Source organism: Acinetobacter sp. 789_lipA (assembly GCF_058242845.1).
Genome location: NZ_JBZAYS010000002.1, coordinates 99,964 through 119,556, shown reverse-complemented (window position 1 = coordinate 119,556; position 19,593 = coordinate 99,964). Strand labels below are relative to the sequence as shown.

Sequence of the window (19,593 nt, the reverse complement as noted above, 5' to 3'; positions counted from 1 at the left end):
TTATAGTGGTAGAAATCTACCCCAATTCTTAATACTTGTTGATGTTGGCTCTAAGCAACTTTATGACTTAATTTAAATAGCTGATTTAAAGAAGTGTAAAATGTACGGCCATCCAAATTTAAATCAACCTCGATTCCAGATGAAAGAAGGACTCTTTTACCTACTTCGATTTTTTTTGAACCTTGACGTGTATTTTGCATTTTATGAAGAGGAATTAATGAAACAATAATTTCAGTACCATTTTTAGATTTTGCAATTAAATTACTTAATTTCAACAAATTTCATCCTATTTTTTAGAAATATTTTAATTTTTAAAACAAATTTTGAAGTATAAAAAAAGCACTCATGAGTGCTTTTTATTACTGTCTATTATTACTTAGATAGCAACAATATTTACAGCATTCGGTCCTTTTTGACCTTGAGCTACACTGAATTCAACTTGCTGGCCTTCCATTAAGGTTTTGAAACCTGAACTTGCGATTTCGCTGAAATGAGCAAAAACGTCTGGACCTGATTCTTGTTGGATGAAACCAAAACCTTTAGTTTCGTTGAACCACTTAACAGTACCTTTAACAACATTTGAGTTTGACATAATATATCCTACTGATTTTTAATAATTTTTAGTCATTATATTGACCGATTATAACTTGGAAAATAATAAAGAATGAAACTTAAAATCTAAAAAACGAAGGATTATGACTAAAACTGCGATACTTAAGGAAGATTTACCGAAACGAGACTTTTTTTCTAGTTGAGTTAAATATACAGTAAAAAGAAAAATAATCAAGTTTTTTTAATAGTTATATTTATTTTTTTGATAAAAGAAAATTATATTTCATAAAAAAGCCTTATAGTCTCTCTCGGAACTATAAGGCTTATTAAGCGCTGTTAGTTTTCTCTTAATCACTTACTTTCCAATGTAAATTAGCTATTTTGGCTCTAATTGATACTTAGTCCTTAGACGCTTATTACCCACTATCCTTAGCAGGTTATGAGTACAATTATTTTACCTATAGGTAAAAAATTTAGATATAAGACAAAAGACGAATGTTTGAGAGAATCAGTTTAAAAAGCTAACAATTCCACACTCTCCCTTATCTTACCCAGATATTTCCTTAGGTAAGTATTCAGGCTCACAATTAGACAACGCTGTTTGATTTTCAAAGAACGTGGTTACAGCAGATTAGAAATAGGCCAATTATTCGGATTTTAAATTTAAAATTTTTCTAAAATTAAGATAATACACTCTACAAAAAAGCCCGTGATTCGGGGCTTTTACTTATTTATTTAACATAAATCTCTTATACGAATGCAAAAATGGGAGCTATAAGCTCCCATTTTTAGTCTTTAATGCGCTTTTTAGCTTCGTCATAAACTATGCTATCAACTCGTTTCCCGACTGTGATGAGCAAGATAACTACCTGATCATCTTTAACTTGATAGACAAGTCTGACACCAGCTTTTAATAATTTAATTTTATAGCAACCTGCAAGATCCCCTCTAAGCATATTCTTTGGAATATGTGGCTGCTCTATGACTTTGGCTAGTTTCTTCTTAAATTGATCTCGTATAGCAACAGGGAGTTTTTCCCATTCTGCTTTAAAGTCTTTGTGACGTAAAAGCTTATAAGTCATCTAATGTGACTTCCTCAAACATCTCTTTAGGGTCATTAATGCGCTTACGGACAAGAGCTAATAATTCTTCATCTTCTTCTGAAAGCAGAGCTTTTTTGACAGGTAGTTTCCCAGTCGTAGCAACATATTCAAGAATACTAGTAAAGAAATCTGTAGGTGCAATACCTTGTTCTTTAAGGATGGAATAGGATTTTTCTTTAAGGGCTTCATCGACCCTGAAGTTAACAGTAGCCATCATATCTCCCAGTTATTTAATGTGCTAAGAGTACTGTAATGCAAATTGCATTACAAGTCGACTTCGTATAACAACCATTAGGCTTTGTTGCACAAAGATTTGAAATGCAAAGCGCCCCTAATTGAGCTAAATTTAAGGCGTAACTTGGGTAAGTGGTCGACCTAATTCCGTAAATCTGTTAAGGACTGCTACACGTGCATGGATCTCATTCACTTGGCTATCAAAACTCCTTGCACTGAGTTTATCTCCTAATAATTTGATGCAATGCATCTTAGTTTCAACCAAACTTCGCCGATGATAGCCTGACCATTTTTTCCATAGTGTCCTGCCTAAACGTTTAATTGTTCGAAGTAATTCATTTCGCTCTAGCGAGCTACTCTTTGTATCTTTCCATGGTTTCTCATTTTTTCTAGGTGGAATCACCGCATGCCCTTGCCGATCTGCAATGACCTGACGGCATTGCTTGGTGTCATAAGCTCCATCGGTATAAACAGAGTCAATCCGCTCATCTTGTGGAATCTGATTAAGTAAATCACCAAGCACCTGTGAATCACTGACATTATTGGTTGTAAGCTGAACTGCTCGTATTTGCAGGGTTTTGGCATCTATACCAATATGTAGTTTACGCCATTGGCGACGATATTCAGGTCCATGTTTCTTGCGCTTCCATTCGCCCTCACCTAGAAACTTCATGCCTGTAGAGTCCATGAGTAGATGCAGCCCATCGCTACTTTTTTGGTAGCTGATTACAATATCAATATGCTTTTGTCTTCTACAAAGCGTGGTGTAATCTGGAGCTATCCAATTTAATCCGCAAAGTTTAATCAGACTTTGCACAAAGCCAGTGACCATACGTAAAGACAGACGAAATAAGAATTTAATCATTAAGCAGCATTGGATGGCTGCGTCGGAGTAGGTTTGATTTCGCCCTTGTTTGCCTTTTGATGGCGCATACCATTGCGTAGCAGGATCAAACCAAATGGCAATATTTCCGCGACTCATGAGTGCTCGGTTATATGCGGGCCAATTGGTTGTGCGGTAGATTTTATGTGTAGGCTTCTTCATTTGAAAATTATATCGCTGAAAAACCCTTTACAGATAGGTTTGTGCAACAAAGCCACCCGCTACATTAATATTAATCCAGAAGTATTGTCTCCATCATTCCCAGTACCATAATGATCGATTCTTTCAGAATTTAAATCCATTTCAGAAATACTATTTTAATAAACTGTTGGTGGAGGATTCTTGCACCCGCTACATTAATATTAATCCAGAAGTATTGTCTCCATCATTCCCAGTACCATAATGATCGATTCTTTCAGAATTTAAATCCATTTCAGAAATACTATTTTAATAAACTGTTGGTGGAGGATTCTTGAGTAATAAACTAGAAGTATTGTCTCCATCATTCCCAGTGCCATAATGATCGATTCTTTCGGCATTTAAATCCATTTCAGAAATACTATTTGAATAAAGTGTTGGTGGCGGATTTTTGAGTAATAAACCAGAGGTATTGTCTCCATCATTCCCAGTGCCATAATGATCAATAGTTTGATTTGGAGATGTGTGTATAGAAGCATTAGTTAAGTTTGAAAGACTGAACATTATTATTGCAAAAAAGTAGGGTGAACGTTTCATGATAAATTTCATAATTGACTATATTAATTTTATTTTAATTACTCATTGAGTACATTTAGGTGACTTTAAAATTACATTTTTGATATTTGTGCAAAATATAATTCGAGTATTACTACAATTTGATACTCATCCTTGAGCTTATCTATTATTACTCAATACCTACTACTGTGGTGATATAACCAGTCGTTAAAAGAATTGAAAAGCCTAGGAACATTTCAAATAAAATGGCATAACTCAGATTTTTAGCGAATTTAGGATTTTGTAAGCGTGGGGTAAAATACCACTTATTGAAAGCTGCCAACATTAAAATACTCATGACAAAAAGTATTTTAATAATAAATCCCAAGCCATAAGGAGTATTTATTAAACTATTAATATCTTTAAATAAAAGGAAAGCTATACTTGTACCACACACGATTAGTATGGCCACAATAAAGGCTGCAATACGCCCAAATATATGCATACGATCCTTTAAAGGTAAACCACTTATTTTTCGACTGATTTTCCATAAAGGGTACAATGATCCCATCCATAAAGACATGAATAAAACATGGACAGATAACAAGATTTGAGCAAAAAATGGTAAATTAGCCACATGACCGAGTTGAGAAAAACTAAAGAGAATAGGAGTCAATAAAATAATAAATATTGTACTTTCTGTTATAGAAACTTCCATCTTTCTACGGCTCAGTTTTACCAACATAATTATTAGTAAAAGAGCAAAGCTGATAGACCGAATAATTTGTATTTGTCCCGTAGGAGTATTAATCAGGATATTTAAATATGTGAGATCCCACATACCTATAAGACCTGAATTAGCAAAACTACCATTTAGAATAAAAAAACCTAATGTGCTAGAAATCAAACCTAATCCAGCACCAATTGTAATATATTTAAGAAGAGATTCTTTGATTACAAGATATTGTCTAAGTAAGACATAACAGAAGAACCCACCTACAACAAAAGCTACACTAAGGTATAAAAAAACCTTAGTTAACCACGTCGCCCACATCCAATATTCAGAAATCATTATTGTTCCCTATGCTAGAACAACATGCCAGCAAATTGCTGGCATGTTGAGGAATTATTAATTTTTATTTTGATGATTGGATAGTGAAGTTATATTCACCATTCATGTTATGACCATCTTTCCCCATTGTTGTCCAAACAACGGTATATTTACCTTTTTTAAGTTTCGGAACTGCAATATCGAATGATTTTTTTAAATCATGACTAACTTGATATTTTAGTGGGATATCTTTTCGTTGAGCATCTAACAACTTAACATTCATCAACATTACTTCTGCACCAAAATTAAGGGTCAAATTCTTTGGCTGACTAAGAACAGATGAATTTACCGCAGGAGTTGCACTCAACAAACCCACATGAGCGAATGTATTTGTAGTTGCGACTATCATAGTGATACCTACTAACACATTGCGTAGAGCGGTCATTTTGTTTTGAAATAATTTCATTTATGTTTCCTCTTGATCTGGTAATTCATTAGAAATGACTTTATAAAATCTATATTTAATAAGACTTCGCCACCTCCAGTTATATTTCAATTATTAATCAAACATAGAAACATAGTGATGACTTCAAAATTACATTTATGTCATTTTGAAAAATACAAAAAAAACAGATGCTAAACTCATTTAAAAATCAAACAGTAGTAATTGATCAGTTGAACTGTTTCTTTATAAAAATGATGAATTACTCAAACTGAAAGTATCTCTAAACATGAGTGAGGATGATTATGAATCAAAAAGATCCAATCTATGAAAATGCACTTAAGGATCCAGTGTGTGGAATGAACATTACTCAGGATTCTACTTATCATCATGAATATGAGGCAAAAAAATATTATTTTTGTAGTCAAAAATGTCAGTCCAAGTTTATCTCAGATCCCAAGCTGTATATTTTGAACCTAGAAAAATCTAAAAATATAGAAAAAACTATAGGACACCATCATTCTTCAAATAACAGCTCTCTAGTTCCTATTAATCAAAAAAATATAGATAATGGAACCCTCTATACGTGCCCGATGCATCCAGAAATCAGACAGGACCATCCAGGAAACTGTCCAAAGTGTGGGATGGCTTTAGAACCCCTACTTCCAGAGCTAGAAGAGGAAGATAATCCTGAATTACGTGATTTCAAGCGAAGATTTTGGTGGACACTACCACTCACTATTATCGTAACTTTTTTAGCGATGTTTGGTCATCAACTTAATCTATTTGATATGACTGTTCAGAGCTGGATCGAATTAGTGTTATCTATTCCAGTAGTGCTCTGGGCTGGCTGGCCATTTTTTTTACGAGGCTGGCAATCTGTTATAAATCACAGTCCTAATATGTGGACGCTGATCAGTCTTGGTACAGGGGCTGCTTTTATTTATAGCGTTGTCGCTACTGTTACACCAGAAATTTTCCCGAATTCATTTGTTTCTATGGGACGTGTCGCTGTTTATTTTGAAGCTGCGGTTGTCATTATTTCCCTAACGCTTCTCGGTCAAGTAATGGAGTTAAAAGCTCGTTCACAAACTTCAGCTGCCATTAAATCACTTCTCGGTCTAGCACCAAAGACAGCTAGACGAATTCAGGCGGATGGCTCAGAAGAAGATATTGAAATTATTAATGTCCATGTAGGAGATTTACTGCGTATTCGTCCAGGTGAAAAAGTACCAGTAGACGGAATCGTTACTGAGGGGAGTAGTGCAGTTGATGAATCTATGTTGACAGGTGAGCCAGTACCAGTAACTAAACGCCTTGGTGATAAAGTCATCGGTGCAACTCTTAATACTAACGGTTCATTGATCATGCGTTCAGAGAGAATCGGCTCTTCTATGATGTTGTCGCAAATTGTTCAAATGGTGGCCCAAGCTCAAAGATCTAAAGCTCCTATGCAACGTATGGCTGACCATGTTGCTAGTTGGTTTGTGATAGCCGTAGTGCTTATTGCGTTAATGACTTTCTTTGTCTGGGGAATATTTGGTCCAGAACCAAGTTGGGTCTATGCCCTAATCAATGCAGTAGCCGTACTTATTATTGCTTGCCCTTGTGCACTTGGCTTGGCGACACCAATGTCTATTATGGTTGCTACAGGACGTGGAGCCACCCAAGGGGTATTATTTAGAGATGCAGCTGCAATTGAAAATTTTCATAAGATTGATACATTAATCATTGATAAGACTGGTACTTTAACTGAGGGTCGGCCTGTATTTGACCGAGTAGTGGCGTTATCAGGCATGGAAAAATCTGAAGTCTTGCGCTTAGCAGCTAGTCTTGACCAAGGTAGTGAACACCCATTAGCTGATGCTATTGTTCGTGCATCACGTGAACAAGGTTTAATATTGGAACAACCTGAAAATTTCGAATCCGGTTCAGGAATTGGAGTTCAGGGTGTGGTTTCAGGCCATCAATTATCTTTAGGCAACACTGCTCTAATGGAGCAGTTGGATATATCTGTTCAATCACTCATCCCTCAAGCTGAACAATTACGTACTGAAGGTGCAAGTGTAATGTATCTTGCCGTTGATGGTGTCTTATCTGGATTATTAGCAGTATCCGATCCAATCAAGGTCAGTACGTATGAAGCAGTCTCAGAACTTAAACGAGCTGGTTTACGTATTATTATGGCAACGGGAGATGGTCTAACTACTGCACGCGCTGTAGGTGCTCGTTTAGGAATTGATGAAGTGCATGGTGAAGTCAAACCCGCAGATAAATTGAAGTTAGTGAATCAATTACAGCAACAGGGTTATATCGTTGCAATGGCAGGTGACGGTATCAATGATGCTCCAGCTTTAGCCATGGCTAATGTAGGGATTGCAATGGGTACAGGCACTGATGTGGCTATGAATAGCGCTCAAGTGACTCTGGTTAAAGGCGATTTACGAGGAATTGCTATTGCTCGTTCATTGTCAGAAGCCACAGTTAGCAATATGAAACAAAACCTCATGTTCGCTTTCCTTTACAATGCTTTAGGTATTCCGATCGCTGCTGGCATATTATATCCATTTACTGGTTGGTTGTTATCACCAATGATCGCTGCTGTAGCAATGAGTTTTAGTTCCGCTTCAGTGATTACAAATGCTCTTCGTTTACGACGTAAAAGTCTATGATTTAAATATTATAGGACTTACGCATTGACGAATTCAAAAAAGTATTAAAATACTTTATAAAGTATCTGTGATCAGACGAATTAAACATGCTTCTACAGCAACTTGTACTCTACCCATTTATATGGGCTTTCTCATGACAGAACCGAACTCTATTAGCTGCACACAACTTGCCGAGACTTATAACATCTCGCATGATAGTGTAAATCGCTTTCTAGAGCGTGAAGACTACACACCTCACGACCTATATCAAGAAGCAATTCAACATATTGATAATAATAAACTTATAGTCAGTATTGATGATACTGTTTTAGATAAACCGTATAGTCAGCATATGGACTTAGTTAGCTATTTTTGGTCAGGCAAACACCACCGATCCGTCAAGGGTATTAATCTCATTACCTTGTATGCGACAGATCAAAATGGTCAAAATATTCCAATTAATTTCCGAATTTATGACAAATCTGAAAGTAAAACCAAGAATGATTACTTTATGGATATGTTAAGTGAAGTACTCAGTTGGGGTGCAAAGATTCAATTTATTACAGGTGATAGTTGGTATTCATCGACTGGAAATCTAAAAACCATAAGAAAATATGGTATTCGATTTATGTTTGGTATCGACTGTAACCGTAAGGTTTCCCCAGAAAAAGGACAATGGTTTCAACTGCGTTTATTGCCAAATTTCCATCAGGGTCAAGTGGTCTGGCTCAAAGATTTTGGCTTTGTACAATTATTTAAGACTCAGTTAAAAGAACAGCAGAGGTTTTATATTGTGCATCAAGATGAAGATGATTTATTGTCCTTTGAGGGTTTTCATGAATTACATTCAAGTCATTGGAAAATAGAACAATATCACCGAGTGATTAAACAGGTTTGTCATATTGAAAAGTTTCAAGTAAGACGATCTAAACTGATTTTGAATCATATTTTTTCAGCCTTGATGGCCTACGTCGAGATACAAAAGAACCAGTTTGAGCGGATCTTTGAAAATGTATATCGTTGGCAGAAGAAATTATTTAGACCAATGATCAAAAACTTCATTGATGACTTTATTCTCGATAAAAATCATCTGCTACCACAGAGAATCTATAAATAATACTGCGTAAGTCCTATATTATATAGATACGATAGTGCGAGGATTTGATTTACTTTGGGGTAGTGTTTAGCTAAATTTTTCGATTTACCTAAATCTATCTAGTTAGTTAGGCACACTCAAAGTGATGAATCTAATCCATTAGAATCATCACTTTAGTTTAAACTTACCTTTGAAAAATAATAGTAAATATTATTCGACCATTTTTTGATTCTGCTTGAATAGTTGCTCCAAGCATATCAAGAATAGATTTGGTTATGGCTAATCCCAATCCCGTTCCTTCCTCTATCCTTTGTCTAGATGCATCTGTTCGATAAAATCGATCAAATAATCTGGATAGTTGTTCAGGAGAAATCTCAGGACCTTCATTTTCAATTGAAAACATTGTGTTATCTAAATTCTGTTGAATTTTTATGCGTATTGTAGAATTCTTGTTTCCATATTTAACTGCATTAGATAATAGATTGCTGAGTGCGCGACGTAACATAGCAGGATCACCTTTGACATTTCCAGATCCTGTTTGTTGAAGTATCATATTTTTTTCGGCAGCTAGCGCATCATAGAAATCAAATAAAGCTGTAACTTCTTTAACCAGGTCAATATCCTGTAAGTTCTGTAAATTTAAGCCATGTTCTGCTTTTGCTAAGAAAAGCATATCGGACACCATTCGAGCCAAACGTTCAAATTCTTCTAAATTAGAAAATAGTACTTCTTGATAGATATTAATATCTCGGTTACGTGCAAGACATACTTGAGTTTGAGTCATTAAGTTATTAATCGGTGTTCTAATTTCATGTGCTAAATCAGATGAAAAATCGGAAAGTTTTTCTAAAGCTGATTCTAGTCTGTCCAGCATATCATTGAAGGCGATTGCTAATGATTTTAGTTCTGTTGGTGTGTGCTCAACTTCTAAACGTTCTGAAAGATGTTGGGCAGAAATGCCTTCTGCGACCTGAGCCATTTTTTGCACGGGTCTTAAACCTCTCCAGGTTGCAAACCAGCCTAAAAACATTAAACAAATCGTTCCAGCTAAACCAATGTAAAAAAGTTGGCGCTTAAAATCATTTAAAAAATGTAGATGTTCTGAGGTATCGATCCCCACAATAATTCGTACAGATTGTATTACATTATTTTTATTCATCTCCGTGTTGTAGATGATGCCACGATAAGTCTTATCCTGAATTTTCCATTTAATCCAAGAGTTATTTGCAGACTTGGTTAAGTGTTGAGTATTAATTGTTGAAGGTGCTGAACTAAATAAAACTTTACCTGTCGGTCGTTCTATTTGAACCATAAGATCATGGTGTCCAACTAAAGCGTCTCTCAAATATAGATTAAGTTCTGGAGAATTTTTAGGATTCTGTTGGATAAGATTCTGAATCAGCTGGATTTTACCTTCTAATTGGGTACGGTCTTGAGTCTCAAAATGATGTATTACCAATTTATTTATGAATAAGCCCATAATAATTAGAATGAAAATAGTAGATAATGAGAAAATAATACCGATCCGAAAACTGATAGATTTGAATAATTTATTATTCATCTTCTACCTCTAATACATACCCCATTCCTCTAATATTTTGAATTAACTTAGGGGTAAAATTACTATCTACTTTATTTCTTAATCGTTTAATAGCGACTTCAACTACATTTGTATCACTATCAAAGTTCATATCCCAAATTTGAGATGCAATAAGTGCTCTTGGTAGAATTTCACCTCTTCTACGCATAAAAAGCTCCATAAGAGCAAATTCTTTAGCCGTTAAATCAATGCGTTGACCTGCTCGCGTTACCCGACGTTTTCTCAAATCAAGTTCTAAATCAGCAATCTTAATAATATTACTATCTTCTCTTTGCTGCCCTCGTCTAAGGAGAGTTTTGATTCGAGCAAGAAGCTCTGCAAAAGCAAAAGGCTTTATTAAATAATCATCAGCGCCTAACTCTAGACCTTTTACTCGATCTTCTATCTGATCTCTGGCTGTTAAAAACAGAATGGGCATTGTTTTACCGCTGCTACGAATATCATTGATAATATTCCAACCATTTAGTCCAGGTAACATCACGTCTAAAATAATTAAGTCATACTCTTCAGAAAGAGCTTGATGTTTACCCGTTAACCCATCTGTAACCCAGTCCGTAATATAGCCAGCTTCGGATAAACCTTGCTTGAGATAATCACCAGTTTTTTGTTCATCTTCAACTAATAGTATTCTCATTTCCGAATCCTAAGTCATTCATTAAAACTATAATAACGTTATAAAACATCTGATCGAGATAGATTACAAAAATGTCATTTTCAAGTCACTTAGATGTTCAATGCTTCACTTTATTGTAGTAGCAAGAAATTAACTTTTAGAGAAACTTATGAAAACCGTAGTGCGTCGTAGTCTAACAATTTTAATGTGTGCTGGAACTTTAATTGCTGGTACTCAATCTTGGGCAAAAGATGTATCAACCTCAAGTGCCACTAAAACGGTAAAAGCACAGGAACCTTGTACAAAACCTTGTAAAATGGAAAAAGATGACAAGACTCAGCAAGATCATAGTCAACATCAGTCTCCTAACTCATCTGACATGTCAAAAATGGATCATTCTATGATGAATATGGACCATTCTAAAATGGATCATTCAAAGATGAATATGCCTAGTAGCAATAAATAATTTTATAAATAGCGAGAAAGAAGTATTAAAGTTTATACTAAATATTTGCTTTATTACTTCAATCTTGACCTTTCTAAAGGTGAGATAGAATGTCAAAAAAGTTAAGTCATATACTCTTAATTGGAGTTGGTTTATTTTCATCAACTTGGGTAATGGCGGCAGTTAAAGAATATGATTTAACAATCGCTGAACAAACTGTAAATATCACAGGAAAACCAGTTGAGAGAATTACTGTAAATGGTAAATTCGTTGCACCACTTCTTGAATTTGAAGAAGGTGATGAGGCCGTTATCCGTGTTCACAATAAGTTAAAAAATCAGGACTCTTCAATCCATTGGCATGGCTTATTATTACCTGGAATTATGGATGGTGTACCTGGATTTAACAAATTTAATGGCATTGCCCCTAATAAAACTTATGAATATAAGTTTAAAGTCCGCCAAAATGGTACTTATTGGTATCATTCACATAGTAAAGGACAAGAACAAGACGGTTTATATGGTGCTTTTGTTATTTATCCTAAAGATAAAACTCCACTAACAGCTGCTGAAAAAACCGATAAAGATTACGTTGTTTTGCTTTCTGATTTTCATAATTCGACAAGTGATCAAATTATGAAAAATATTAAAAAAGAAGCAGACTACTATCAGAACCGCCGCGAAACAGTATTCGATGTATTAAAACAAGTTAAACGTGATGGGCTAAAAGCGACTTGGCAAGACCGTTCTATGTGGAATCAGATGCGAATGCTGAAAACAGATATGTCCGATGTGACTGGTTATACATTTTTAATGAATGGCAAGACACCTCAGCAAAATTGGACGGGTAACTTCAAAGCTGGTGAAAAAGTTCGCCTTCGTTTTATTAATGCTTCCGCTATGTCATTCTTTGATGTACGCATTCCAAACCTAAAAATGACTGTAGTCAGTGCTGATGGTCAACCTGTAAAGCCCGTTCCTGTAGATGAGTTCCGTATTGGTACTGCTGAAACTTATGACGTAATTGTGGAACCAAAACAAGCACTTTACCAAATTGAAGCTGAATCTATTGATCGTACCGGTTTTTCAGTGGGAACATTACATGAAGAAAGCAGCCCAGCAGTCAAACAAATTGAGATGCCTAAATCTCGCCCTCGTGCTTTATTAACTATGGAAGATATGGGGATGAGCCATGACATGTCATCTATGAAAGATATGAATCATGATATGTCTTCTATGAAAGATATGAATCATGATATGTCTTCTATGAAAGATATGAATCATGATATGTCTTCTATGAAAGATATGAATCATGATATGTCTTCTATGAAAGATATGAATCATGATATGTCTTCTATGAAAGATATGAATCATGATATGTCAATGAATACCGCTCCTAAAAACTCATCAAATACAAATGACGATACTGTATTTGGATGGGCAAATGCTTCAACCCCTGTAGGTAAAAAAGCTTTGCAATATAGTGATCTTCAAGCTCTTGACCAACAACAAGATACTCGTGCTCCAGAACGCGAAATTGAAGTACGACTTGGCGGAAATATGGAGCGTTATATCTGGACAATCAATGGTAAAAAATTCAATGAAACGGAGCCATTAGAAGTTAAATATGGTGAACGGATTAGATTGAAATTTATAAATGACAGTATGATGGCTCACCCAATGCACTTACATGGTATGTTCATGCAGCTTGAAAATGGTCAAGATCCAAGCAATATACCAAATAAACATACTGTAATTGTTCCACCAGGGAAAACTATAACTACTCTGCTTACAGCCGATGAATTAGGTGAGTGGGCTATTCATTGCCACCTGCTTTACCATATGAGCGCAGGAATGATGAATAAACTAATTGTGGCCCAAGTAGACAAAGATAGTGTTTCAAAAAATATTGTTGCTCAGCCCCCAATAAGTGAGAAGGGAGTAAATCCACATGCAAATCACTAAGAATTTCTTCTCAAAAACAGTCTTATCAATTGCATTAATAAGTATATCAAACTTAACTTTTGCTAATAGCAGCACTTCGGAACAAGAAAGTAATATTACAAATGGTATGAGAGTCTTATTACAGGAATCTGGTGGCTTAAGATATAGCCCCCAAGAATTGTATCCAGAATATTATTCAATGGAAAATGCAAATGGGGGAGATAATATTATTCTGACCGCAAGAAAGAGATCAGCCCCATCTCATGATGATCATCTTAAAGAACATGGCGGACAAATTTATCAAGCAACAAAACTTGAAAATGCATGGATAGTTGATGAAGATGGTAAGGGTACACTAGGAACGAAGTTTGAAACTTTGATTGGGACAGATGAAAATCGTATATTTATCGAAGCGAATCTAGCAAAGCCAGAAAGCAGTGATATTAATTATGATATATCTGCACTCTATAGTCGTAATGTAGCCCCATTTTGGGATGTGCAAACAGGTGTTCGATATAGTGAAGATAAAAACAGCCCAAACAACAATCGGATTGATGGTGTTATCGGTATATTAGGATTAGCCCCTTATTTCTTTGAGACACAAGCATATCTTTATGGAGGAGAGAATAACTTTTGGGGAACAAGTTTTGAATTCGAACGTGATTTAATTTTAACTCAAAAACTTATTACTCAACCTTACATCGAAGCAGATGTAGTATTTAGTGATGATTCTGACTATGCTGCAAAATCAGGTTTATCAGAACTAAAAACGGGGATCAAAACCCGATATGAAATTACTAAGCGAATTAAACCTTTTATTGACGTTGCTTACCAATATGAAAAAGGACAGAAAGCCACTTCTATGCAAGAGGCTACGGATTCTGAAAAAGGCTGGAAATATGGTGCAGGCATCGAATTAGTTTTTTAAAATAATTTAATGAAAGGAATAGTAGTTTAGCGTACTATTCCTTTCATCTTATAATGGCTTTGTTGCACAAACCTAGCATCAAAAGCTTATTCAGCAATATAATTTCAAAATGAATAAGCCTGCCTCTAAAATCTACCGTACAACCAATTGGTCATCCTATAACCGAGCTGAACCGTACCGGGTTTGTCGGAGAGTCAATATTCTGAGAGACTACCCCGATGACAAAATTAAAATATACCCCTGAAATCAGAGAAAGAGCGGTTCAATTATTGATTGAATCTGAAAAAGATTATCCTTCTACTTGGGCTGCAATCACAGCAATTGCGCCTAAGATTGGTTGTACTCCTGAAACACTTCGTGCCTGGCATCAAAAGCATTTAGATCAGCAAAATCCTATTAAAGTACAACAGATATCTGATCAAGAAAAAATGAAGCAAATGGAACGTGAAATTAAAGAATTAAAGCGTGCCAATGAGATTCTACGTAAAGCAGCCGCTTTTTTCGCCCAGGCGGAGCTCGACCGCCCACACAAATAATGGTGGATTTCATCCATAACAATAAAGACTTATATGGTGTTGATGCGATTTGTAGGATTTTACCGATCGCAGCTTCAACCTATTACCGAACTTTAGATCTCGCTGACAATCCAGAACATCGAGCGAAACGAGATCTACATGATGAGCATCATGCTGAACAAATTCAACGAATTTGGAAAGAAAGTTCAGGTCGATATGGTGTGCGTAAGGTCTGGCAACAATTGAAACGTGAAGGTTATGTTATCGCACGTTGTACAGTTGCTCGATTGATGCAGAAGCTAGGTATACAAGGTGTTTGGCGAGGTAAGAACAAACAAACCACCCGTAGCCGAGATGATCAAAAAAGAGCAGATGATTTAGTGAAACGTAATTTTACTGCTGATCATCCTGACCAACTGTGGATGAGTGACTTTACGTATATTCAAACAAATTCAGGCTGGGTCTATACCGCCTTTATTATTGATGTGTTCTCACGAGCAATTGTTGGATGGAAGGTATCGACACGCATGAATACAGATATGGTGCTCGATGCATTGGAGCAAGCATTGCTTGATCGAGGTATGCCTAAGAATGTGATTCATCATTCTGACAGAGGTGTTCAATATCTTTCTATTCGCTATACCAATCGTTTAGAAGCTGCAAATTTACGAGCATCAGTCGGTACAACTGGTGATTCATACGATAATGCTCTGGCTGAAACGGTGAATGGCTTATACAAAACAGAGGTGATTGAATATTTAAAAGCAGATTGGCAAGGTTTAGCAGATGTACAACTTGCGACACTAAACTGGGTAGATTGGTTCAATAAAAAGCGTGTACACAGTGCACTGGGTTATGTATCGCCTTTTGAGTTTGAAGCAATGTACTATGATAAGATTAACCCGTTAGGTCAGGTGGCCTAACTTAAATAAAAAGTCTCCGACAAACCCGGTACGGTTCAAGCCTTAATTAACCGAGGTAATATTTCCATTTGGCTTGATCCAAAGACTCAGTGGTATGCACAATCACAAGGCAAGCAAGGTCGAAATCAAACCTACTCCGATACAGCGATTCAATGCTGCTTAATGATCAAATTACTATTCCGACTCTCTTTACGTATGGTCACAGGTTTTGTTCAAAGTCTGATTAAACTCTCTGGATTAGATTGGACAGCTCCGGATTATTCCACCCTTTGTCGTAGACAAAAGCATATTGATATTGCGATTAGCTATCAAAAAAGTAGTGATGGACTGCATCTACTCGTGGACTCTACTGGTTTGAAGTTTCTTGGTGAAGGTGAATGGAAACGCAAGAAACATGGGGCTGAATATCGTCGCCAATGGCGTAAGCTTCACATTGCTATAGATGCTAAAACCCTGCAAATACGTGCAGTACAACTCACCACAAATAATGTCAGTGATTCTCAAGTACTCGAAGATTTACTTGCTCAAATTCCCTTGGATGAACCAATTGATTCTGTTTATACAGATGGTGCTTATGACACAAAGCACTGCCGACAAGTCATTTTAGATCGAGATGCACATGCGATCATTCCACCTAGAAAGAATGCAAAGCCTTGGAAGGATCAGCAAGCGAGGTCTATAGAGCGGAACGAATTATTAAAGACAGTCAAACGGCTAGGCAGATCGCTTTGGAAAAAGTGGTCTGGTTATCACCGTCGAAGTTTGGTTGAAACTTAATAAGAGATCAAAGGGGGCAATTTTAAAATACCGTTGGCAACACTTAAAGGTAGTATAATCATGTGCTCAAATTACTTATTTCCAAGTAAAAGAAATTTGACCCTCTTGGGTGTCGATACTAGCCAGTTCGATCTTGAGCTTAAGGATCATGTCTTTTCTTCTTATCACGCTCCAATCATCTTGAATGGCTCAGAACACTTAAAGCTTGATATCGCAAAGTTTGGATTACTTCCGAGTTGGGCGAAAGAATTGAAATTTAGCAGCCACACTTATAATGCACGTACCGAGTCTGTAGTTGATAAGCCCAGCTTTCGACACGCATGGAAATACAGCAAGTTCTGCCTAGTCCCTGTGCAAGAGTTCTACGAACCCAAATACATCAATGGCAAGCCATACTGGTACACCATCAAGCGTAAAGATGATCAGCCTTTCACGGTTGCAGGGATCTATGATGATGCGGTGATTGATGGCAATAAGGTACGTTCCTTTTCAATGTTGACCATCAATTCGGATCATCACCCCTTCATGAAGCAATTCCATGCACCGAAGGATGAAAAACGCTCCATCATCGTTATTCCAGAGCAGTACAGAAAAGACTGGCTGACTGCAGATCATGAACACGCGCATGAATATTTTTTTCAAATGCCCGATGAATTCATCACTTTTCCACGCGATGAGCAGAAACAAAACGTCTTATTCTGACGCATCCTTGTTTATCCACAACTTTTTAAATTTGATTTTCAAACGTTGTTAGTAATATCCTATTTAGACAAATTCTACTTCCAAACACGCCTCGTAGCGTAGGAGTATCACATGTCTAAGAAGTTGCCTATCTACTTCTCTGACGACGCATGGTCATCTTTGCAAGAGCTCATGGGTCCAGAGGGTAAGCCAAGCCCTACCATCAATACCGTACTGGAACAAATCGCTGTTCAAAATGAACTGATTGCGCAGTTAGGGCTTACTGCAGTTCTACCCAAATCCAAAGTCTCAATTCCCGTCTCTCTAGAGCGCATACCTGCAGGTCCAGCCTTCAGTACCAAGGATGAACAAGACAAAGCGCTTGATCTAAATGAGTTCCTGATTCACAACCCGATTTCTACGTTCATTGCTTATGTAGACAGTGAATCCATGCTCGATGCAGGTTTTGAGATCAACGATCCAATCATTGTCGATCGCAGTATTGAAGCCAAACATTACGATATCGTCGTTGCCCTAATTGATAATAGTGCCTCGACCATTAAACGGTTGATGATTACCAATAAGATGTCAAAATCTGAAATCAAAGAGATATTTGGCGATGATAATTATCCGCTTCCAGAACTTTGGTTGAAAGCTGAAAACCCTAACTACAATCACATCATTCCCGATGACAGTCAGACGATATCTGTTTGGGGTGTAGTGACTTTTAACCTAAAGCGTATTCATCACCGCTCATAAAAAGAAGAATAACCATGAAAAGTGAAAATGAAATATTCGCGTTAGTTGACGTGAATAATTGCTACGTCTCGTGTGAACGTGTGTTTAACCCTGCCCTAAATGATTGCCCAACCATTGTGCTCAGCAACAACGATGGCTGTGCCGTGGCAAGAAGCCAAGAAGCAAAAGACTTAGGTATAAAGATGGGGGTTCCTGTATTTCAGATTCAGGATTTGATCAAACAACATAACATTCAGGTTCTCTCGAGTAATTTCTCTCTGTATGGTGAAATGTCCAGACGCTTTATGGAGCTTCTCGGGAGTTATGTTGCACCTGGAGAGCAAGAAGTCTATTCAATTGACGAATGCTTCCTAAAGCTCACAACGTATGAGCACTTATTTGACCTGACAGAATATGCGCAAGATATGAGAACTAAAGCATTCCAATGGTTAGGCCTACCCTGCTGTATTGGAATCGGTCGCTCTAAAACTGAAGCCAAGATTGCCAATCATTTAGCCAAGAAGAACAAGTATTTTGGTGGCGTGTGTAATTTAGTTCATATGGACCAGTGCTCTGCTGAGACTTTACTGGCGCAAGTCGATGTATCTGATGTTTGGGGAGTCGGCAGGCAGAACTGCAAGAAACTCAATGCTATGGGCATCCAGTCTGTTCTAGATCTGATTAACGCCAATCCTAAAGAAATTAAAAAGCAATTCAGCATCGTCATGGAAAAGACAGTACTTGAGTTACAGGGTTTGTCTTGTATCGACCTGACTGATGATGCAGTAGCCAAAAAGCAGATTATCAGCAGCCGTTCATATGGCAGCCCTGTGTATGAAGTGGATGATCTAAAGGCTTCGGTGCGACTCTATGTAGCCAGAGCAGTAAAGCGAATGCGTGATGATGGCTCAATCTGCAAGATGATTGGGGTTTATATTCAAACCAGTCGATTTGATAAGACTGAGCGTTACACTCCATACACCGTAGTTCAGATGCATGAGCATACAGACGACTGGTTACTTATCACCAAGGCTGCAATGAAAGGTATCGATCAGATATTTAAGAAGGGTTTTAAGTATAAAAAGGCAGGAATCGTACTTTTAGAAATTAAGGATAAATCCAAATTTGTGCCTGATCTATTCACGGACTATTCGCATAAGCAAGAGCGCGAAAAACTTTCAGATGTTATTGAAGCCATCAGTGAACGGTTTGGGAAGAATCTCGTTACGCTAGGCATTGCCAACAATCAAGAAGCCTCATGGCACATGAATCAAAACCTTAGATCACCATCGTATTTAACAAAATGGTCTGACTTACCTAGAGTAGGATAAAAACATGCACTTATTTAAATTAACTGACGAACAAATTACTCAACTCCTAATCCCGAAACGATTTGTACCACCTACTCCGCAAGAACATGAAGGCAAGAACATGGTTTATGTTTTTGATAGTGATGATAAGTTTGAACTGACTTATTATGAGCTGGTGGATATCATTAGCAAAGCGAGAATGGCTGGGCCGAAGTTGATACCTGTTTTAGGTACTGTGAATTAGATTGAGCAGAGGCGGCACGCCACTTGAATCATTATTTGATTGGAAGCGGATTTGGGCTGAGAATAATTTAGCTCAAATTTAACCTGACAGGCACACTATAAAATGGGTAACTGTCATATCGAGTTTGGACTACAACACTTTAGCTCAGCGATTTACCAATTTACACTAGTG

Annotated in this window: 19 protein-coding genes, 3 pseudogenes and 1 other annotated feature; of the genes and pseudogenes, 12 read left to right on the top strand and 10 right to left on the bottom strand. The window is 36.9% G+C overall.

What is annotated here, in order from left to right; genetic code table 11:
* Window positions 1-50: 50 nt before the first annotated feature.
* The 8 genes from AC4CUZ_RS19160 to AC4CUZ_RS19125 all read right to left on the bottom strand — a co-directional run bounded on the left by AC4CUZ_RS19160 (window position 51) and on the right by AC4CUZ_RS19125 (window position 4,982).
* Entirely contained in the window at window positions 51-278 is a 228-nt protein-coding gene (locus AC4CUZ_RS19160; RefSeq protein WP_004637137.1) for a hypothetical protein, read from the bottom strand.
* 98 nt (window positions 279-376) lie between these two features.
* Window positions 377-592 (bottom strand): cold-shock protein, encoded by a 216-nt coding sequence (locus AC4CUZ_RS19155; RefSeq protein WP_004637138.1) that lies wholly within the window; start codon window positions 590-592, stop codon window positions 377-379.
* A gap of 748 nt (window positions 593-1,340) precedes the next feature.
* Window positions 1,341-1,634 (bottom strand): type II toxin-antitoxin system RelE family toxin, encoded by a 294-nt coding sequence (locus AC4CUZ_RS19150; RefSeq protein ID WP_317118499.1) that lies wholly within the window; start codon window positions 1,632-1,634, stop codon window positions 1,341-1,343.
* Window positions 1,624-1,869: a type II toxin-antitoxin system RelB/DinJ family antitoxin gene (locus tag AC4CUZ_RS19145; RefSeq protein ID WP_000246756.1), complete on the bottom strand. Its 246-nt coding sequence runs from the start codon at window positions 1,867-1,869 to the stop codon at window positions 1,624-1,626. The genes AC4CUZ_RS19150 and AC4CUZ_RS19145 overlap by 11 nt, the downstream gene beginning before the upstream one ends.
* Before the next feature lie 132 nt (window positions 1,870-2,001).
* Window positions 2,002-2,934: an IS5 family transposase gene (locus AC4CUZ_RS19140; protein ID WP_490748109.1), complete on the bottom strand. Its 933-nt coding sequence runs from the start codon at window positions 2,932-2,934 to the stop codon at window positions 2,002-2,004.
* Window positions 2,935-3,219: 285 nt separating this feature from the next.
* A complete protein-coding gene (locus AC4CUZ_RS19135; RefSeq protein WP_490748108.1) occupies window positions 3,220-3,507 on the bottom strand; it encodes a hypothetical protein in 288 nt (95 codons plus the stop codon).
* Between the two features lie 148 nt (window positions 3,508-3,655).
* A complete protein-coding gene (locus AC4CUZ_RS19130) occupies window positions 3,656-4,537 on the bottom strand; it encodes a copper resistance D family protein (RefSeq protein ID WP_294164466.1) in 882 nt (293 codons plus the stop codon).
* A gap of 64 nt (window positions 4,538-4,601) precedes the next feature.
* A complete protein-coding gene (locus AC4CUZ_RS19125; RefSeq protein ID WP_279741808.1) occupies window positions 4,602-4,982 on the bottom strand; it encodes a copper resistance CopC family protein in 381 nt (126 codons plus the stop codon).
* Window positions 4,983-5,257: 275 nt separating this feature from the next.
* Here AC4CUZ_RS19125 and AC4CUZ_RS19120 point away from each other — a divergent pair.
* The 3 genes and pseudogenes from AC4CUZ_RS19120 to AC4CUZ_RS19110 all read left to right on the top strand — a co-directional run.
* Window positions 5,258-5,428: pseudogene (locus AC4CUZ_RS19120) on the top strand (YHS domain-containing protein); the annotation flags it as partial.
* Window positions 5,429-5,533: 105 nt separating this feature from the next.
* A pseudogene (locus AC4CUZ_RS19115) lies at window positions 5,534-7,630 on the top strand (copper-transporting P-type ATPase); the annotation flags it as partial.
* Window positions 7,631-7,697: 67 nt separating this feature from the next.
* Complete coding sequence (locus tag AC4CUZ_RS19110) at window positions 7,698-8,726, top strand: IS701 family transposase (RefSeq protein WP_490748107.1); 1,029 nt, start codon at window positions 7,698-7,700, stop codon at window positions 8,724-8,726.
* 163 nt (window positions 8,727-8,889) lie between these two features.
* On the opposite strand, the gene AC4CUZ_RS19105 is transcribed toward AC4CUZ_RS19110, so the two are convergent.
* Window positions 8,890-10,266, bottom strand: a complete 1,377-nt coding sequence (locus AC4CUZ_RS19105; protein WP_294164468.1) for a heavy metal sensor histidine kinase — start codon at window positions 10,264-10,266, stop codon at window positions 8,890-8,892.
* A complete protein-coding gene (locus AC4CUZ_RS19100; protein WP_294164469.1) occupies window positions 10,259-10,939 on the bottom strand; it encodes a heavy metal response regulator transcription factor in 681 nt (226 codons plus the stop codon). Before AC4CUZ_RS19100 ends, AC4CUZ_RS19105 begins: the two co-directional genes overlap by 8 nt.
* Window positions 10,940-11,087: 148 nt before the next feature.
* On the opposite strand from AC4CUZ_RS19100, the gene AC4CUZ_RS19095 reads away from it, so the two are divergent.
* The 9 genes and pseudogenes from AC4CUZ_RS19095 (at window position 11,088) to AC4CUZ_RS19055 (ending at window position 19,422) form a co-directional block, all read left to right on the top strand.
* A complete protein-coding gene (locus AC4CUZ_RS19095) occupies window positions 11,088-11,384 on the top strand; it encodes a hypothetical protein (protein WP_004281865.1) in 297 nt (98 codons plus the stop codon).
* Between the two features lie 89 nt (window positions 11,385-11,473).
* On the top strand, window positions 11,474-13,327 hold the full coding sequence (locus tag AC4CUZ_RS19090) for a copper resistance system multicopper oxidase (protein WP_490748106.1): 1,854 nt from the start codon (window positions 11,474-11,476) through the stop codon (window positions 13,325-13,327).
* Window positions 13,314-14,234, top strand: a complete 921-nt coding sequence (locus AC4CUZ_RS19085) for a copper resistance protein B (protein ID WP_005401398.1) — start codon at window positions 13,314-13,316, stop codon at window positions 14,232-14,234. The genes AC4CUZ_RS19090 and AC4CUZ_RS19085 overlap by 14 nt, the downstream gene beginning before the upstream one ends.
* A 218-nt stretch (window positions 14,235-14,452) precedes the next feature.
* A protein-coding gene (locus tag AC4CUZ_RS19080; protein WP_490748105.1) for an IS3 family transposase occupies window positions 14,453-15,672 on the top strand; the annotation gives its coding sequence in 2 pieces (ribosomal slippage) (window positions 14,453-14,729 and window positions 14,729-15,672; 1,221 coding nt in all).
* Window positions 14,728-14,844, top strand: a sequence feature (AL1L pseudoknot). (Overlaps the previous gene by 117 nt.)
* Before the next feature lie 36 nt (window positions 15,673-15,708).
* Window positions 15,709-16,449: pseudogene (locus AC4CUZ_RS19075) on the top strand (IS5 family transposase); the annotation flags it as partial.
* A gap of 60 nt (window positions 16,450-16,509) precedes the next feature.
* Window positions 16,510-17,151, top strand: coding sequence for an SOS response-associated peptidase (locus AC4CUZ_RS19070; RefSeq protein WP_262734967.1), 642 nt, complete (start codon window positions 16,510-16,512; stop codon window positions 17,149-17,151).
* 111 nt (window positions 17,152-17,262) lie between these two features.
* Window positions 17,263-17,889 carry a LexA family protein gene (locus tag AC4CUZ_RS19065; RefSeq protein ID WP_262734968.1) on the top strand — a complete coding sequence of 209 codons (627 nt, stop codon included), beginning with the start codon at window positions 17,263-17,265 and terminating at the stop codon, window positions 17,887-17,889.
* A gap of 14 nt (window positions 17,890-17,903) precedes the next feature.
* Window positions 17,904-19,199, top strand: coding sequence for a Y-family DNA polymerase (locus tag AC4CUZ_RS19060; RefSeq protein ID WP_000834353.1), 1,296 nt, complete (start codon window positions 17,904-17,906; stop codon window positions 19,197-19,199).
* Between the two features lie 4 nt (window positions 19,200-19,203).
* On the top strand, window positions 19,204-19,422 hold the full coding sequence (locus AC4CUZ_RS19055) for a hypothetical protein (RefSeq protein ID WP_000550046.1): 219 nt from the start codon (window positions 19,204-19,206) through the stop codon (window positions 19,420-19,422).
* Window positions 19,423-19,593 lie beyond the last annotated feature (171 nt).

What these genes read in the sequence shown, in the direction of transcription:
- AC4CUZ_RS19155 (WP_004637138.1), bottom strand. Translation starts at nt 592, where the DNA reads ATGTCAAACTCAAATGTTGTTAAAGGTACTGTTAAGTGGTTCAACGAA.
- AC4CUZ_RS19150 (WP_317118499.1), bottom strand. Translation starts at nt 1,634, where the DNA reads ATGACTTATAAGCTTTTACGTCACAAAGACTTTAAAGCAGAATGGGAA.
- AC4CUZ_RS19145 (WP_000246756.1), bottom strand. Translation starts at nt 1,869, where the DNA reads ATGGCTACTGTTAACTTCAGGGTCGATGAAGCCCTTAAAGAAAAATCC.
- AC4CUZ_RS19140 (WP_490748109.1), bottom strand. Translation starts at nt 2,934, where the DNA reads ATGAAGAAGCCTACACATAAAATCTACCGCACAACCAATTGGCCCGCA.
- AC4CUZ_RS19135 (WP_490748108.1), bottom strand. Translation starts at nt 3,507, where the DNA reads ATGAAACGTTCACCCTACTTTTTTGCAATAATAATGTTCAGTCTTTCA.
- AC4CUZ_RS19130 (WP_294164466.1), bottom strand. Translation starts at nt 4,537, where the DNA reads ATGATTTCTGAATATTGGATGTGGGCGACGTGGTTAACTAAGGTTTTT.
- AC4CUZ_RS19125 (WP_279741808.1), bottom strand. Translation starts at nt 4,982, where the DNA reads ATGAAATTATTTCAAAACAAAATGACCGCTCTACGCAATGTGTTAGTA.
- AC4CUZ_RS19105 (WP_294164468.1), bottom strand. Translation starts at nt 10,266, where the DNA reads ATGAATAATAAATTATTCAAATCTATCAGTTTTCGGATCGGTATTATT.
- AC4CUZ_RS19100 (WP_294164469.1), bottom strand. Translation starts at nt 10,939, where the DNA reads ATGAGAATACTATTAGTTGAAGATGAACAAAAAACTGGTGATTATCTC.
- AC4CUZ_RS19095 (WP_004281865.1), top strand. Translation starts at nt 11,088, where the DNA reads ATGAAAACCGTAGTGCGTCGTAGTCTAACAATTTTAATGTGTGCTGGA.
- AC4CUZ_RS19090 (WP_490748106.1), top strand. Translation starts at nt 11,474, where the DNA reads ATGTCAAAAAAGTTAAGTCATATACTCTTAATTGGAGTTGGTTTATTT.
- AC4CUZ_RS19085 (WP_005401398.1), top strand. Translation starts at nt 13,314, where the DNA reads ATGCAAATCACTAAGAATTTCTTCTCAAAAACAGTCTTATCAATTGCA.
- AC4CUZ_RS19070 (WP_262734967.1), top strand. Translation starts at nt 16,510, where the DNA reads ATGTGCTCAAATTACTTATTTCCAAGTAAAAGAAATTTGACCCTCTTG.
- AC4CUZ_RS19065 (WP_262734968.1), top strand. Translation starts at nt 17,263, where the DNA reads ATGTCTAAGAAGTTGCCTATCTACTTCTCTGACGACGCATGGTCATCT.
- AC4CUZ_RS19060 (WP_000834353.1), top strand. Translation starts at nt 17,904, where the DNA reads ATGAAAAGTGAAAATGAAATATTCGCGTTAGTTGACGTGAATAATTGC.
- AC4CUZ_RS19055 (WP_000550046.1), top strand. Translation starts at nt 19,204, where the DNA reads ATGCACTTATTTAAATTAACTGACGAACAAATTACTCAACTCCTAATC.